General features: G+C 50.2%; 14 protein-coding genes. 8 read left to right on the forward strand and 6 right to left on the reverse strand.

Translation table 11 applies throughout. The annotated features are described in order from the left end of the window. Positions 1–87 precede the first annotated feature (87 nt). The 6 genes from rlmKL (at position 88) to rmf (ending at position 8,013) form a co-directional block, all read left to right on the forward strand. On the forward strand, positions 88–2,196 hold the full coding sequence (gene rlmKL, locus OH663_RS21335) for a bifunctional 23S rRNA (guanine(2069)-N(7))-methyltransferase RlmK/23S rRNA (guanine(2445)-N(2))-methyltransferase RlmL (RefSeq protein WP_200013107.1): 2,109 nt from the start codon (positions 88–90) through the stop codon (positions 2,194–2,196). Positions 2,197–2,208: 12 nt separating this feature from the next. Continuing rightward, positions 2,209–4,116 (forward strand): ABC transporter ATP-binding protein, encoded by a 1,908-nt coding sequence (locus OH663_RS21340; RefSeq protein WP_045441344.1) that lies wholly within the window; start codon positions 2,209–2,211, stop codon positions 4,114–4,116. Between the two features lie 14 nt (positions 4,117–4,130). Further along, complete coding sequence (gene pqiA / locus OH663_RS21345; protein WP_048221747.1) at positions 4,131–5,384, forward strand: membrane integrity-associated transporter subunit PqiA; 1,254 nt, start codon at positions 4,131–4,133, stop codon at positions 5,382–5,384. Between the two features lie 4 nt (positions 5,385–5,388). Next, the gene (pqiB, locus tag OH663_RS21350) at positions 5,389–7,029 is read left to right on the forward strand and encodes an intermembrane transport protein PqiB (RefSeq protein ID WP_045441346.1); all 1,641 of its coding nucleotides are present in this window, start codon (positions 5,389–5,391) and stop codon (positions 7,027–7,029) included. Then, positions 7,026–7,589 (forward strand): membrane integrity-associated transporter subunit PqiC, encoded by a 564-nt coding sequence (gene pqiC / locus OH663_RS21355; protein ID WP_200013104.1) that lies wholly within the window; start codon positions 7,026–7,028, stop codon positions 7,587–7,589. Before pqiB ends, pqiC begins: the two co-directional genes overlap by 4 nt. A gap of 256 nt (positions 7,590–7,845) precedes the next feature. After that, entirely contained in the window at positions 7,846–8,013 is a 168-nt protein-coding gene (rmf, locus tag OH663_RS21360) for a ribosome modulation factor (protein ID WP_003035871.1), read from the forward strand. Between the two features lie 107 nt (positions 8,014–8,120). Here the strand turns inward: rmf and fabA are convergent, their stop codons facing one another. Beyond that, positions 8,121–8,639, reverse strand: coding sequence for a bifunctional 3-hydroxydecanoyl-ACP dehydratase/trans-2-decenoyl-ACP isomerase (gene fabA / locus OH663_RS21365; RefSeq protein WP_010429339.1), 519 nt, complete (start codon positions 8,637–8,639; stop codon positions 8,121–8,123). 68 nt (positions 8,640–8,707) lie between these two features. Beyond that, positions 8,708–10,468: an AAA family ATPase gene (locus OH663_RS21370; protein WP_200013102.1), complete on the reverse strand. Its 1,761-nt coding sequence runs from the start codon at positions 10,466–10,468 to the stop codon at positions 8,708–8,710. 185 nt (positions 10,469–10,653) lie between these two features. Here OH663_RS21370 and matP point away from each other — a divergent pair, with 185 nt between their 5' ends. Beyond that, a complete protein-coding gene (gene matP / locus OH663_RS21375) occupies positions 10,654–11,106 on the forward strand; it encodes a macrodomain Ter protein MatP (RefSeq protein ID WP_045441349.1) in 453 nt (150 codons plus the stop codon). An 86-nt stretch (positions 11,107–11,192) separates the two neighbouring features. On the opposite strand, the gene ompA is transcribed toward matP, so the two are convergent. Both ompA and sulA read right to left on the reverse strand, forming a co-directional pair. After that, complete coding sequence (ompA, locus tag OH663_RS21380; RefSeq protein WP_045441350.1) at positions 11,193–12,251, reverse strand: porin OmpA; 1,059 nt, start codon at positions 12,249–12,251, stop codon at positions 11,193–11,195. A gap of 355 nt (positions 12,252–12,606) precedes the next feature. Continuing rightward, positions 12,607–13,116: an SOS-induced cell division inhibitor SulA gene (gene sulA, locus OH663_RS21385; protein ID WP_045441351.1), complete on the reverse strand. Its 510-nt coding sequence runs from the start codon at positions 13,114–13,116 to the stop codon at positions 12,607–12,609. Between the two features lie 216 nt (positions 13,117–13,332). Between sulA and OH663_RS21390 the strand changes: the two genes are divergently transcribed. After that, on the forward strand, positions 13,333–13,947 hold the full coding sequence (locus tag OH663_RS21390) for a TfoX/Sxy family DNA transformation protein (protein ID WP_045441352.1): 615 nt from the start codon (positions 13,333–13,335) through the stop codon (positions 13,945–13,947). Here OH663_RS21390 and yccS read toward each other — a convergent pair. Continuing rightward, entirely contained in the window at positions 13,925–16,078 is a 2,154-nt protein-coding gene (gene yccS / locus OH663_RS21395; protein WP_200013100.1) for a YccS family putative transporter, read from the reverse strand. The two genes, OH663_RS21390 and yccS, sit on opposite strands and share 23 nt — an antisense overlap. 18 nt (positions 16,079–16,096) lie before the next feature. After that, positions 16,097–16,543, reverse strand: a complete 447-nt coding sequence (locus OH663_RS21400) for a YccF domain-containing protein (RefSeq protein ID WP_045449541.1) — start codon at positions 16,541–16,543, stop codon at positions 16,097–16,099. Positions 16,544–16,565: the final 22 nt, after the last annotated feature.

Below are 16,565 nucleotides of genomic sequence, written 5' to 3' on the forward strand. Positions count from 1 at the left end.
TCGAACGAAAATAAGCCTTCAACTTTATGACATGCGCGTGAGATTGGCTATAATGCGCAGCAATTTTCCTGGAGTAAAAGTGACATTATGAATTCTCTGTTTGCCAGTACGGCCCGTGGGCTGGAAGAGCTGTTAAAAACTGAACTGGAAAACCTCGGCGCCGTGGAGTGTCAGGTAGTTCAGGGTGGGGTCCATTTTAAGGGCGACACGCGGCTTGTTTACCAGAGCCTGATGTGGAGCCGCCTGGCCTCGCGCATTATCCTGCCGATGGGAGAATGCAAGGTCTACAGCGATCTTGATCTGTACCTCGGTGTTCAGGCAATCGACTGGACAGAGATATTTAATCCGGGGGCTACATTCGCAGTTCACTTTAGCGGCCTGAACGATACGATTCGTAACAGCCAGTACGGCGCGATGAAAGTAAAAGATGCGATTGTCGATGCCTTTACCCGAAAAAATCTCCCGCGACCGAATGTGGATCGCGAATCTCCTGATCTACGTATCAACGTCTGGTTGAATAAAGATACCGCCAGTATTGCGCTTGATCTGAGCGGTGATGGTCTGCACCAGCGCGGCTACCGTGAGCGTGCAGGGCAGGCACCAATCAAAGAGACGCTGGCTGCCGCGATTGTTATGCGTTCTGGCTGGCAGCCGGGGACACCGTTACTCGATCCAATGTGTGGTTCCGGTACGTTGCTGATTGAAGCGGCGATGTGGGCAACCGATCGTGCACCTGGCCTGCATCGTGGCTACTGGGGTTTTAGCGGCTGGGCACAACATGATGAAGCTGTCTGGCAAGAGGTTAAAGCTGAAGCACAGGTTCGTGCGCGTAAAGGACTGGCGGACTATACGTCGCATTTCTATGGATCCGATAGCGATGCTCGCGTCATTGAAAAAGCGCGCAGTAACGCCCGTCGCGCCGGTATTGGCGAGCTGATGACTTTTGATGTCAAAGATGTGGCTAAACTGAGTAATCCGCTGCCGAAAGGGCCGTATGGTACGGTTATCAGCAACCCGCCATACGGTGAACGTCTGGATAGCGAACCGGCGCTGATCGCGTTGCACAGCCTGCTGGGACGCACGATGAAAAACCAGTTTGGCGGCTGGAACCTGTCGTTGTTCAGCGCCTCCCCGGATTTGCTCAGCAGCCTGCAGCTTCGTGCTGATAAGCAGTTCAAAGCGAAAAATGGTCCGCTGGATTGTGTACAGAAAAACTATCACATTGCGGAAACGACAGCGGAGAGCAAACCTGCAACGGTGGCAGAAGACTATGCTAACCGTCTGCGTAAGAATATTAAGAAGCTGGAAAAGTGGGCGCGCCAGGAGGGGATTGAGTGCTATCGCTTGTATGACGCCGATCTGCCGGAATACAACGTTGCGGTAGATCGCTACGGTGACTGGGTAGTGGTTCAGGAATATGCGCCGCCGAAGACGGTTGATGCGCAGAAAGCGCGCCAGCGTCTGTTCGACATCATTGCCGCCACGCTGTCGGTGCTGGAGATCGCACCAAACAAACTGGTGCTGAAAACCCGTGAACGGCAAAAAGGGAAAAACCAGTATCAGAAGATGAATGAAAAGGGTGAATTCATTGAGGTTAGCGAGTACAACGCGCGCCTGTGGGTTAACCTGACCGACTATCTTGATACCGGTCTGTTCCTCGATCACCGTATTGCACGCCGCATGCTGGGCCAGATGAGCAAGGGTAAAGATTTCCTCAATCTGTTCTCTTATACTGGCAGCGCCAGCGTACATGCGGGATTAGGCGGTGCACGTAGCACCACAACGGTAGATATGTCACGCACCTATCTGGAGTGGGCGGAACGCAACCTGCGACTCAACGGGCTGAGTGGTCGTGCACACCGCTTAATTCAGGCCGACTGCCTGGGCTGGTTACGTGAAGCCAATGAACAGTTTGATCTAATCTTCATCGATCCACCGACGTTCTCTAACTCTAAACGTATGGAAGACTCGTTTGACGTGCAGCGCGATCATCTGGCGCTGATGAAAGATCTGAAACGTCTGCTGCGTAAAGACGGCACGATCATGTTCTCCAACAACAAACGTGGGTTCCGTATGGATCTTGATGGGCTGGCCGAGCTGGGACTGAAAGCACAAGAAATTACCCAAAAAACGCTTTCTCAGGACTTTGCCCGTAACCGTCAGATCCACAACTGCTGGCTGATCACCTCAGCCTGAAAGGAAAAGTAAATGTCATTAATCAGTATGCATGGTGCATGGCTGTCGTTTAGCGATGCGCCGCTTCTTGATAATGCAGAACTGCATATCGAGGATAACGAACGCGTCTGCCTGGTTGGCCGTAACGGCGCAGGCAAGTCGACGCTGATGAAGATCCTTAACCGTGAGCAGGGTCTTGACGACGGACGTATCATTTATGAGCAGGATTTGGTTGTGGCGCGTCTGCAACAGGATCCGCCGCGTAACGTGCAGGGTAGTGTCTACGATTTCGTCGCTGAAGGGATTGCAGAACAAGCGGTTTACCTCAAGCGTTACCACGATATCTCGCATTTGGTGATCACCGATCCGAGCGATAAAAACCTGCAGGAACTGGCGAAGGTTCAGGAACTACTGGATCATCACAATCTGTGGCAGTTGGAAAACCGCATTAATGAAGTACTGGAGCAGCTTGGGTTGGAGCCAGACATGGAGCTGGCATCGCTCTCTGGCGGCTGGCTGCGTAAAGCGGCGCTGGGCCGGGCGTTAGTCAGCAATCCGCGCGTATTGTTGCTGGATGAACCGACAAACCACCTGGATATTGAAACCATTGACTGGCTGGAAGGGTTCCTGAAAACCTTCAACGGAACAATTATTTTCATTTCCCACGACCGTTCGTTTATTCGCAATATGGCAACGCGTATCGTCGATCTCGATCGCGGCAAGCTGGTGTCATATCCGGGGGATTATGATCAATATCTGCTGGATAAAGAAGAAGCGCTGCGAGTAGAAGAGTTACAGAATGCGGAGTTTGATCGCAAACTGGCACAGGAAGAAGTCTGGATCCGCCAGGGTATTAAAGCGCGTCGTACCCGTAATGAAGGTCGCGTCCGTGCGCTGAAGGCAATGCGTAGGGAACGTGGCGAACGCCGAGAAGTGATGGGCACGGCGAAGATGCAGGTTGAAGAGGCGAGCCGCTCAGGCAAGATTGTCTTCGAGATGGAGAATGTTGATTACCAGGTTGAGGGTAAACAGCTGGTGAAAGACTTCTCCGCGCAGGTGCAACGTAGCGACAAGATTGCCTTAATTGGACCTAACGGCTGCGGTAAAACGACGCTGCTCAAGCTGATGTTAGGTCAGCTTCAGGCAGACAGCGGTCGTATTCATGTCGGGACAAAACTGGAAGTTGCTTATTTCGATCAACATCGTGCGGAACTCGATCCCGATAAAACCGTAATGGATAACCTTGCTGAAGGTAAGCAAGAAGTCATGGTTAATGGTAAGCCGCGTCATGTTCTGGGCTATCTTCAGGACTTCCTGTTCCATCCGAAACGTGCGATGACACCTGTGCGTGCTCTTTCCGGCGGAGAACGAAATCGTCTGCTGCTGGCGCGTCTGTTTTTGAAGCCCAGTAACCTTCTGATCCTCGATGAACCAACTAACGATCTTGACGTCGAAACTCTGGAACTGCTTGAAGAACTGATTGACGGCTATCAGGGCACCGTTCTGCTGGTGAGTCACGATCGTCAGTTTGTCGATAACACGGTTACCGAGTGTTGGATCTTCGAAGGCGGCGGCAAAATTGGTCGTTATGTGGGCGGTTACCATGATGCGCGTGGTCAGCAGACACAATATGTGGCGTTTAAACAGCCTGTAGCGAAAAAAACAGAGGAAGTTGCTGCCCCTAAAGCAGAAATTGTAAAACGCACGACTAGCAAACTAAGCTATAAACTACAGCGCGAACTGGAGCAGCTCCCCGTATTGCTTGAAGAGCTGGAAGCTAAACTGGAAACGTTACAGGCTCAGGTTGCTGACGCTGACTTTTTCAGCCAGCCGCATGAGCAAACGCAACAGGTACTCGCTAACCTGAGCGAAGCGGAACAAGAACTTGAGCAAGCCTTTGAGCGCTGGGAGTATCTTGAGTCTTTGAAGAATGGCGCATAATTAAAGGAGCACATATGTGCGAACATCACCATGCCGCGAAGCATATATTATGCTCGCAGTGTGACATGCTGGTGGCGTTACCTAGCCTTACGCATGGTCAGAAAGCGGCATGTCCACGATGTGGCACTACGTTAACCGTTGAGTGGGACGCGCCAAGACAGCGTCCCACTGCCTATGTTTTAGCGGCGCTTTTTATGCTGCTTTTATCCAACCTCTTTCCCTTTGTAAACATGAACGTAGCAGGGGTGAGAAGTGAAGTGACGCTGCTGGAGATCCCCAGCGTTCTCTTTTCAGAGAACTATGCCAGCCTCGGGACTTTCTTTTTATTATTCGTTCAAATGGTTCCCGCTTTTTGCTTGCTGACCATCTTGCTGCTGGTGAATCGGGTTCAGATGCCTGGCCGGCTTAAAGCCCGGTTAGCACGTGTCTTGTTCCAGTTAAAAAGCTGGGGAATGGCGGAAATCTTTCTTGCAGGGGTGTTAGTCAGCTTTGTTAAGTTGATGGCCTATGGCGATATTGGCGTGGGCAGCAGCTTCATTCCGTGGTGCTTCTTTTGTATTTTGCAACTACGCGCATTTCAGTGTGTCGATCGTCGCTGGCTGTGGGATGATATCGCACCCATGCCGGTTATTAAGCAAGTTTTAAAGCCTGGCGTTCCCGGTATTCGACAGGGGTTACGTTCATGTTCCTGCTGCACGGCTATTCTTCCTGCTGATGAACATGTCTGCCCCCGCTGTCAGACAAAAGGCTACGTTCGACGTAAAAACAGCCTACAGTGGACGCTGGCGTTATTGTTCACGTCGATCATGCTTTACCTTCCAGCCAATATTTTGCCGATCATGATCACCGATTTGTTAGGGTCAAAGCTGCCGTCAACGATTATTGAGGGTGTTGTTTTAATCTGGAGCGAAGGTTCATACCCGGTGGCTGCGGTAATATTTATCGCCAGTATTCTGGTGCCAACGCTAAAAATGATCGCTATTGCCTGGTTGTGTTGGGATGCGAAAGGGCATGGTAAACGTGACAGCGAGCGGATGCATTTCATTTATGAGGTCGTAGAGTTTGTTGGCCGCTGGTCAATGATTGATGTCTTTGTTATTGCGGTACTCTCTGCGCTGGTGCGCATGGGAGGGTTGATGAACATTTATCCTGCAATGGGTGCTTTGATGTTTGCTTTAGTCGTCATTATGACAATGTTTTCTGCGATGACGTTCGATCCACGTCTGTCGTGGGACCGTGAACCAGAACCAGATCATGAGGAGTCCTGACAGCATGGAATCTAAAAGTGGGGAAGCCAAAGTGCAGAAGGTGAAGAACTGGTCACCCGTATGGATATTTCCGATCGTCACTGCGCTCATCGGCGCATGGGTGCTGTTTTATCATTACAGTCATCAGGGGCCGGAAGTCACGTTGATCACGACCAATGCTGAAGGTATCGAAGGTGGTAAGACAACGATTAAAAGCCGCAGCGTTGACGTCGGCGTGGTTGAGAGCGCGACGCTGACAGATGATTTAACTCATGTAGAGATTAAAGCCCGCCTCAATTCTGGTATGGAAAAGCTGCTGCATAAAGATTCAGTCTTTTGGGTGGTGAAGCCACAGGTGGGACGTGAAGGCATCAGCGGTTTAGGTACGTTGTTATCCGGGGCTTATATTGAACTGCAACCCGGGAATAAAGGTAGCAGACTGGAAAACTACCAACTGTTGGACTCTCCTCCGCTGGCACCACCAGATGCGAAGGGGATCCGTGTAATCCTCGACAGTAAAAAAGCCGGCCAGTTAAGCCCTGGCGATCCGGTACTGTTCCGGGGATATCGCGTGGGGTCGGTTGAGACCAGTATGTTTGATGCGCAAAAACGTACGATCAGCTATCAGCTTTTCATCAATGCACCAAACGATCGCCTGGTGACAAGCAACGTACGCTTCTGGAAAGACAGCGGAATTGCAGTGGATCTCACCTCGGCAGGCATGCGTGTGGAAATGGGTTCTCTTACCACGTTGTTTGGCGGCGGAGTCAGTTTTGATGTACCGGAAGGACTAGAGCAAGGCCAGCCGGTTGCGCAGCAGGCCTCATTTACTCTCTATGATGATCAAAAAAGTATTCAGGATTCCCTGTACACAGACCATATCGATTACCTGATGTTCTTTAAGGATTCGATTCGTGGGTTGCAACCAGGAGCACCGCTTGAGTTCCGAGGTATTCGCCTTGGTACAGTAAGCAAAGTGCCTTTCTTTGCACCGAATATGCGCCAGGTCTTCAACGATGATTACCGCATTCCGGTGCTGGTACGTATTGAGCCTGAACGCCTGAAAGCGCAGTTAGGTGAAGATACTGATGTCGGTGCCCATCTGGCTGAATTGCTCAAACGTGGATTAAGAGGATCGTTGAAGACAGGGAACCTGGTAACGGGGGCTCTGTATGTCGATCTCGACTTCTATCCGAAAGATCCGCCGATTACGGGTGTGCGTGAGTTTAATGGTTATCAAATTATCCCGACTGTTAGCGGTGGCCTGGCGCAAATCCAACAGCGTTTAATGGAAGCGCTGGATAAGATAAACAATCTGCCGTTGAACCCGATGATTGAGCAGGCGACCAGTACACTGACGGAAAGCCAGCGTACGATGAAGCATTTGCAAACCACGCTGGATAACATGAATAAGATAACCGGTAGCCAGTCGATGCAGCAGCTTCCGGCGGATATGCAGAACACGCTGCGCGAGCTTAATCGTAGTATGCAAGGCTTCCAGCCTGGTTCCGCGGCCTACAACAAGATGGTGGCAGATATGCAACGTCTTGATCAGGTTCTGCGTGAACTGCAGCCGGTGCTGAAAACGCTGAACGATAAGAGCAATGCGCTGGTATTTGAAGCGAAGGATAAAAAAGATCCAGAGCCGAAGAGGGCGAAACAATGAAAAAGTGGCTAGTGGTGATTATGGCGGTCTGGCTGACGTCATGCAGCTCCAGTGGAGAAAATAAAAGCTATTACCAGCTTCCCATTGCGCAGGGCGGTGTGCAGAGTACGGCCAATCAGGGGAACCGTCTGCTGTGGGTTGAGCAGGTAGCGGTGCCGGATTATCTGGCGGGAAATGGGGTTGTGTACCAGACCAGCGATGTTAAGTACGTCATTGCCAACAGTAATCTTTGGGCCAGTCCGTTAGATCAGCAATTGCGCAATACGCTTGTCGCCAACCTCAGTATGCAGTTGCCGGGATGGGTTGTTGCTTCTCAGCCTCTGGGAAGCACACAGGACACGCTTAATGTGACGGTGACAGGCTTCCATGGCCGCTATGACGGGAAGGTGATAGTGAGCGGCGAATGGCTGCTGAACCATCAGGGACAGCTGATCAAGCGTCCGTTCCACATCGAAGCCGTACAGACTCAGGATGGCTATGATGAGATGGTGAAGGTTCTGGCTACTGCCTGGAGCCAGGAAGCGACGGCTATCGCTCAAGAGCTGAAAAGGATCCCTTAAGTTTAAATAATTGTAAATTTTACCGCCTCTGGTTTAGTGCCCGGGGCGGTTTTTTTTATTTTTTTAGCGGTTGAGATAGCTGTTCTGACAGCAAATTTTTGTACAAATGATTTACCAGCTAGCTCACAAATATGACACTGGCGTGAATTTTGCGCATTGACGGGCATGATGTTTCGGGGTATTCGTTTAGTGTGATTGCATACTTAGTAATCACTGTTTTCTTTTCCACCAGACCTAAAAATGAGGGAAACGAGGCATGAAGAGACAAAAACGAGATCGCCTGGAACGGGCACATCAACGTGGTTATCAGGCCGGCATTGCCGGACGCTCAAAAGAAATGTGTCCCTATCAGACGCTGAATCAAAGGTCATACTGGCTGGGAGGCTGGCGAGAAGCCATGGGGGATAGGGTGTTAATGGCCTGATTCTGTCTCTTTAGATAAAAGAAACCTCCGCACGCGGAGGTTTCGCCTTTTTGTAGGCCCGATAAAACGTAATAACGTCGCTATCAGACAGTCTACGCAGTCCTGAATCAGAACGCAGAAGTATCCTGGAAAAGACCTACTTTCAGATCATTAGCCGTGTAGATCAGACGACCATCAACCAGCACTTCACCATCAGCCAGGCCCATGATCAGACGACGGTTAACGATGCGTTTGAAGTGGATGCGGTAAGTGACTTTCTTCGCGGTCGGCAGAACCTGGCCAGTAAACTTCACTTCGCCTACGCCCAGTGCACGGCCTTTACCTTCGCCGCCCAACCAGCCGAGATAGAATCCAACCAACTGCCACATAGCGTCCAGACCCAGGCAGCCTGGCATCACCGGATCGCCGATAAAGTGGCATCCGAAGAACCACAGGTCCGGGTTGATATCCAGTTCAGCTTCAACATAACCTTTGTCGAAGTTACCACCGGTTTCGGTCATCTTGACGACACGGTCCATCATCAGCATGCTTGGTGCAGGCAGTTGTGGGCCTTTTGCGCCAAACAGCTCACCGCGACCAGAGGCAAGAAGGTCTTCTTTTGTATAGGATTCGCGTTTATCTACCATGTTCTCTGTAAGCCTTATTTTATTGAAGCACGCAGGATAGCTAACACGTGTACGCTGAACAAGTCCGATCAGTTCGGAATAAATGCATTCAGCCAACGTAGCGGCCAGGGGAAACGATGACGGCCTTCCTGTTGCGTTGCCGTAGCAATGCGCTCCTGGATAGTTTGCATCAGCGTTGTCTGGCCTTCACCATCCCACACAAGATTTAACAAAAGCGGCAGCGCATCGGTCACGTCGTCCACCGCCCAAATAGTGAATTTTTCTTCTTCAACGGCCTGTAGCAGAGCTGGTTGTAGACTCAGGTGCCTGACGTTGGCTGAAGGAATAATGACACCCTGAGTACCGGTTAATTCACGCTGCTGGCAGATAGTAAAGAAGCCTTCAATTTTCTCATTCAGACCACCGACAGGCTGTGCACGACCGAACTGATCAACAGAGCCGGTAATCGCAATGCTTTGATTTACAGGCACATCTGCGAGAGCGCTGATCAGCGCGCACAGTTCTGCCATTGATGCACTGTCGCCATCCACTTCGCTGTACGATTGCTCGAAAGTCAGTGAGGCAGAAAACGGGATCTGCTGTTCAAGCTGTAGCTCCGACATCAGGAAAGCCTGCATTATCATCATGCCTTTAGCATGAATATTTCCGCCAAGCTCGGCTTTACGCTCGATATCAGTAAATTCGCCATCGCCAATATGAACGACGCAACTGATACGTGACGGTTCACCAAATGCGCGTGGATGACCCGGAAATTCAATCACTGACAGGGCATTGATTTGACCAATACGCTCACCTTCAGTCTCGATAAGGATCTGCTCTTGCAGGATCTCATCCTGCATACGTTCGGCGAGAAAACCTTCCCGCCATTCACGCTGTGCAAGCATCAGGCTGAATTGTTCGGCGTTGCAAGTATCCCCATCACATAAAGGAGCTACTTCCTTAAGCTGTCGGATGATCCACAGTGGGTTAAGCGGCAAAGTATCCTGCTCACCGGTGTAGCGAACAGCTTCACGGATCAATACCTGCCAGGCATCAGGGGCGGGGTAAGGCAGAGCGTTGCGTCTGGCGGTATGCGTCACCCATTGACACCATTGCGTCATGGTTTCGGCATCCACTATCTGCAAATTATCTTCAAACTCGCTATAAATTGCCTGCTCTGCCAGTTCCGGCTCCATTTCCTGGAAGTCTGCCAGTGATTCGCGCTCTCCCACTAACACCACTTTCATTTTAAGCGGCATAGAAGGAACGGAGACAGGAAGCGGGCGAGACTCATCAAAGGCCACCCAGTCAAAGCGCTCGTGGCTGACAATGGCTTTCAGGCGCATCCACAGCAGTGGTTGAGCCAGAAGCGTGCGTAATGAGATAACCAGTATGCCGCCGTTGGCCTTATGTACCAGACCCGGTTGCAGGGTAATTTCGCCATTAAACTGGCGCAGGCAGCCAAACAGTTGTTCGGCTTCAACCCAGTCAGCATTTACCACCTGAGTTAAGGTCGCAAAATTGTCTTCTGCATTTTCTGCTTCACGGTAACGAATAGTGTGGCCAGAGATATCGTAGTGACCCCCGGTCAGGCTTCCGGCATCCATGTGCAATGTGCGTGCAGCTGATGAAATAAGATTGAGATACTCAAGCTCTTCCGGCGCTTTCACCAGCATAAAGGAGGACGTCGTCCAGTGCTGAAGAAGTTGCTCTAGCGCAAATTGTAAACGTGGCTGAGTATCATTGAGTAAGGTGTCGGTTTCGTCAGTGACGTGCGGCTGTGCAAATATTTCCTGATAACTGTCGGTATCAGGAACCAGATCACGCCATGCAAGTTTCGTAATGGTCAAAGTTGATGTTTTTTAGTCTGTTGTAAAAAACGAGATTATACCGTAACCGTCAGCACTGCACACGCGGAAAGCACGGCTAAACAGATGCGATGACGCGCGACAGTTCACAGGCTGGATATTCTTTTCTTCAGATGCCCAAAAAGCTGATATTCTGATAAGAGTTACACGGTAACATTGAGATCGCAATGAAATATCAACAACTTGAAAACCTTGAAAGCGGCTGGAAATGGAAGTACCTGGTGAAGAAGCATCGTGAGGGGGAGTTGATTACCCGTTACGTGGAAACCAGCGCTGCCGAAGAAGCCGTTGATTTGTTGCTAACCCTCGAGAATGAGCCGGTTCGGGTCAATGCCTGGATTGATGAACACATGAACTCTGCGCTGCAAAATCGTATGAAACAGACTATACGGGCGCGGCGTAAACGGCATTTTAATGCTGAACATCAGCATACGCGTAAGAAATCTATCGATCTGGAGTTCATCGTCTGGCAGCGATTAGCCGGACTTGCGCAACGGCGCGGCAAAACGCTTTCAGAAACGATCGTGCAACTGATTGAGGATGCAGAGCATAAAGAGAAGTACGCCAACAAAATGTCCACGTTGAAACAGGATTTGCAGGCATTGTTGGGAAAAGAGTAGGCAATGATATTTTCAATGTGTTGAGCAATGGTGTTCTTCAGATAAAAAAAACCCCGCATAGCGGGGTTTTTTTATAAGACGAAAACTTAAGCCTGAGGCTGAGTTACAACGTCTTTGATGCCTTTAACTTCGATCTCAACGCGACGATCCGGAGCCAGGCAGTCGATCAGTGCAGCGCGAGCTTTCACGTTGTCACAGGTGTTGCCGGTAACCGGGTTGGATTCGCCCATACCACGTGCGGAGATTTTGTCAGAAGGAATACCTTTAGAGATCAGGTAATCAACAACGGACTGAGCACGTTTCTCAGACAGACCCTGGTTGTAAGCGTCAGAACCGATGCGGTCAGTGAAGCCCAGAACCACTACGGAACCGTCTTTCGGATCCAGGTTGCTCAGCTGGCTGTACATCTGATCCAGAGCCTGCTGGCCTTCTGGTTTCAGAGTTGCTTTGTTGAAGTTGAACAGAACGTCAGACTTCAGGGTGAAGTGCTTGGTCTGTACTTCTGGAGCCGGAGCCGGAGCCGGAGCAACTACTGGAGCTACTTCACCCTGGCCGAAGCGGTAAGAAACACCAACGCTCAGCAGGCCGTTATCCGGACGACCACCAACGGTGTTCGCGTCACCGATGTTGTTGGTCCACTGGTATTCCAGACGGGTAGCGATTTCAGGAGTAATTGCATACTCTACGCCGCCAGCGAATACTGGGGATACACCAGTGTCGTGGTCTTTGAAGCCTTCGTTGTTTTTAGCGTCTGCACGCCAAACCATACCACCCAGACGAGTGTAAACGTCCAGATCGTCAGTGATTGGGTAACCCAGTTTAGCGGTCAGCTGAACGCCCTGAGCTTTGAAAGCGCCGTTTTGATGAGTAGAGTCGGTGTAGCCTTTGTACGGCATACGACCTAACCAATCGTAACCCATTTCAAAACCAACGTACGGGTTAACCTGATAACCACCGAACGCACCAGCACCCAGTTGGCTTTCATGGGTAGGACCAGCGTTGTTGATCTGGTTGTTGCCGATATCATGGTACTGAGACCAGCCCAGTTTAGCACCGGTGTACCAAGTGTTATCTTTCGGAGCGGCCTGCGCCACGGTAGCGAAACCAGCCAGTGCCACTGCAATTGCGATAGCTGTCTTTTTCATTTTATGCGCCTCGTTATCATCCAAAATTTGCCATGAATATCTCCAACGAGATAACACGGTTAAATCCTTCACCCGGGGACCAGTTCAATAGTTACTCTACCGATATCTGCGGCTTAAGCCGAGCACCCCTGGCGATGTAAAGTCTACAACGTAGTTGAAAACTTACAAGTGTGAACTCCGTCAGGCATATGAAAAAAAAAAGCTTGTATACACAATATTTAACATTTATGGATGATTAATTGTACTGCAAACATCGTGGAAACCGCTTCACACAGGCGTTCTCACAAAAAAAGTGTTAAAGCTCAAAGTCGAATTTGGACATGAAAAAAAATTCCAGGATAATTCCTAATTTTACTCAATGATACAAATTCGAGTGAATTTTTAGCCCAGAATGCTGTCTCCCGGCAAGAGACTGCGCACGAACAGGACGCATGATAAATCCCATCGCATTTCCCTCATCTGCAGCTTTTACCAGTTCAGTATGTTCATCTTCCGTTAATTCTTCGGTCAGCCAGCCGATTACCACACTGTAATTGCCTGTTCGCAAAGCGCGAACCATTGACTCCAACGTATGGCACGGTGAGAGTTGGCTAATTTGCATGACTTTTGTTAAAGGCAGCCCTGCAGACTGTACCCATTCACGGCTCAATTTTTGCTGAGGTGTAAGCCAAAGCTGCCAGCGCGATTGCTGCCCTAATTGCTGAAGCAGGGGGAGCAGCAGTAATTGCGTCATCATGGGCTGGTCCTCGCGATAGACCACTTCACTGATAAGCCCGGCGGTAACGTTCTCTGAAGAAACGCGCGCAATATTGCTTGATGTGGAAGAGAACGACGAAGAACGATTTGCGTAGCCTGAAGTGTACATAATCAATCCAGCCCTGTGAGTTACTGTATGAATATACAGTAACCCTGCTATCCATAAAGATCAACTTTATTTTCGGAAACTGGTTCGCAATTTTTCGCTGTCATAACAGCAAAAACAAAATTCATCTTGCTCCCTGAGAATAAGTTGCCTATTTTCGTCATTAACGGATCCGCTACTGCAAATCATTCTCTTATATTATGATTTAAAAGGATTTTTATGAAAAAGCTCTCTTATGACAAGATCTATAAATCACAAGAATGCCTGGCCTCTTTGGGGACGATTCGCTATCGCTCATTGTTTGGTAGCTACAGTCTAACGGTTGAGGATACGGTCTTTGCAATGGTCGCCAGCGGTGAGTTGTACCTTCGAGCTTGTGAGCAGAGCGTACAGTACTGTGTAAAACATTCGCCAGTCTGGCTGACGTTTATGAAGCGCGGACGACCGGTTATTCTCAATTACTACAAGGTGGACGATGCTTTGTGGCGAAACCAACAACAGTTGGTGTCTTTATCGAAGTTTTCGCTGGATGCAGCAGTGAAGGAAAAACAGAGCCGCTTTTTGCAACACCGCCTGAGAGAGCTGCCGAACATGACATTTCATCTCGAGACTCTGCTTAACGAAGCGGGTGTTAACGATGAAAGTACATTGCGTATGCTGGGAGCTCAAATGTGCTGGCTTAAATTACGGCAGATTAATCCTGCTCTGACAGTGAAAATACTCTATGCCCTCGAAGGGGCGATTGGCGGGGTCCATGAGGCGGCGCTCCCGGCGATTCGTCGCCAGGAGCTTGTTGAGTGGGTACGCTCACTTACTCCGGAACTGGAGTATTAGACGGCAAGGCGGCAATTTGCTGCTGGAGTCGCCTGATTTCCGGTAGCAATGCAATCAATAACCCAACTTGCTGAACGACCAGCGGTTCTTTACTGTCCGGGCGCGGTTCAAGATGCTGAATCCGTTGCTTCAGACCTTCAAGTGCCTGGTATACGCGTTGCTCATCAGCTGGCTGATGATGAAGCGCATCATCTACATAGCAGACGGCATCATCCAGTAACGCCAGAACGTCCGGGTTGGTAAGTTGTTCCCGGTGTGCACCCAGAGCCGAAATATAGCTGGTAAAAGTATGGTTGAGGCACAGCAAGCGGAATGCTGTTTCCCGCGTTTGTGCTGTGACGTCAGGTTCACTCGACATATTCGACACTACGGACGCAAGCTCAGCATCGCGATTATGTGCATCACGTCGGGCAATACGGTATGCGAGCCGATTATCACGACCCTGATGATATTGTTCGAGAATAGCGTCGAGGTAACGACAGTTCGCGTCAGTTGCTCGTTCAATTACTCGTGGCAGATTACGAAAACGCCAGTCTGGCCAGATAAAACTGACGGCCGCCCAGGCGATTGCGCAGCCGATCAACGTATCAATTACGCGTGGCAGGGCGACTTCGAAACCTTCGCCAAGCAGGTTAAAGCACAGCAGTACCAACAGAGTGATAAACATAGTTGCATGAGCATACTGTACGTTGCGAAATGCAAAAAAGAGCACGCCAGTAATCACTAATAGTATCAGTTGCCCTTCAAGTGAGGGAACGAACCACAAAATAGGCAAGCCGATGGCTATTCCCACTAGTGTGCCGATAATCCTTAGTGCCAGGCGATGGCGGGTGGCGTTGTAGTTAGGCTGACAGACAAACAGACTGGTCAGCAGGATCCAGTACCCATGGTTCATTCCAGTGATCTGAATAATGGCGTAACCGACGCAGAGCACCAGTGACATGCGGATAGCATGGCGAAAAAGGGCGGATTCAGGTGTGAAATTACGGCTCAGACGCAACCAGATGTCGCTGAAACCATGTGGGCTGTCATCAGCAAGCTGATTTTCTGATTCATTACGCGAGATTGCCTGAGCCTGTTCGGACTCAATGGTAGCCAGCTGTGCGTCGATGGCACGCAGGTTTGAGAGCAAAAATCCCAGTGTATTGAGCAGATCTGAAGGGGCACCGTTAGTGCGCATACGCTCGAGTGCGGCGTCTATATGCGTAAAGGCGCGTTCAAAGTGTGGATCGTGCTGGTATGGGGTGCGCAAGATAATGCAGCGCGACAACTGTGTGCAGGCTTGTCCCTGCATTGACATTAATCTCTGGAAGCGAAACATCACGTCGCTGTGACGGAAATGGTCGCGAAGCGTTTGGTATTGAATATGCGAGGAACTTGCGCGCTCGTGGATATCCTGTGCCACAAAATAATAATGCAGTGTACGACGTGTTCCCCGCTGCCCTCGGTCACCGCGCAGGCGGGTCAGTAATGACACTTTAGTTTGGTTTAGCGTGGCCATTAGTTGCCCATTGGCCAGCGCTAAGTCATAGAGCGGTGCCTGACTTTCATCTTCGATATCAGGATCGAAAAGACGCGATTTCAGCTCCAGATAGTGCGCTAATTGTTCGTAGCTACGAGCCAAATTATCCTGCAGGGGGCGAATCGGGAACAAGAGATGTCCGGTCAGCGTAAGCAGGTTGTACCAGATGGCGCCAGCGAGCAGAAGTATCGGTTGCTGATACCACTGATCATAGAGTGAAGTCCCCAGCATGGTATAAATCGCGATGAGCAATGCCCCAAAGGCGATTGTCGCATAACGCTGGCCTAATCCACCCAGCAGAATAAATCCGCTAGTGGAGATGGTTAATCCAATGGCAAAAAGCCATGGCCAGGGGAAGAGCAGTTCGACGGAGGCAGAGGCAATAAAGAAGCAGATCAGCGTAATGATCAAATTGCGTAGTCGTCCCGCAAGACGATCGTCCAGATCGGTAAGCGCAGCAGCAACCATGCCCAGTGTGAGTGGGATAGTGAGTTTTACGTCGCCCAACCACCAGGGCAGAGCCGTTGTGCCGCAAAGCGCGATGAATATCCGCACGTAATACAGCCAGGTGCTGTTCCAGGTATAGCGTTTGAGCAGAGGACTTAACATAAAGACCATGCGTCCTGATTATTCAAAGCGGCGACGCGCATTGGCTTCGCGAGCTGCGCGGGCAGTTTCTACTGACACCACGCGACGTCCGACGGGCCAGAGTGCAATCGCGGCGATCTTAAAGTTCGCAATGCCTACAGGAATACCAATAATCGTAATGCACTGGGCAATACCGGAGACAATATGCATCAGGCACAACCACCAGCCGAAGAAAATCAGCCAAAAAATATTGAGTAATGTCCCGCCGGTATTCATCAGTACACTTTGACCTGCTGGGTTGAGTTCATCAACATGAATCGCTTCGTTGCCAAAAGGGAACAATGAGAGGCGAGTTATCTCCCAGCACGAACGGGTCAAGGGCAGGGTGAAAATAAGCACGATACTGACCAGCGTAGCCAGTAACCAGGCTAAGGTAGTGGCGAACCCGCCCAGCACAAAATTTAAAATATTCAGAACAGTACGCATAAACTCTCGGTTAACTCTGGTT

This window comes from Citrobacter sp. Marseille-Q5395 (assembly GCF_947057495.1).
In the GTDB taxonomy this organism is placed as follows: Bacteria; Pseudomonadota; Gammaproteobacteria; order Enterobacterales; family Enterobacteriaceae; genus Citrobacter; species Citrobacter murliniae.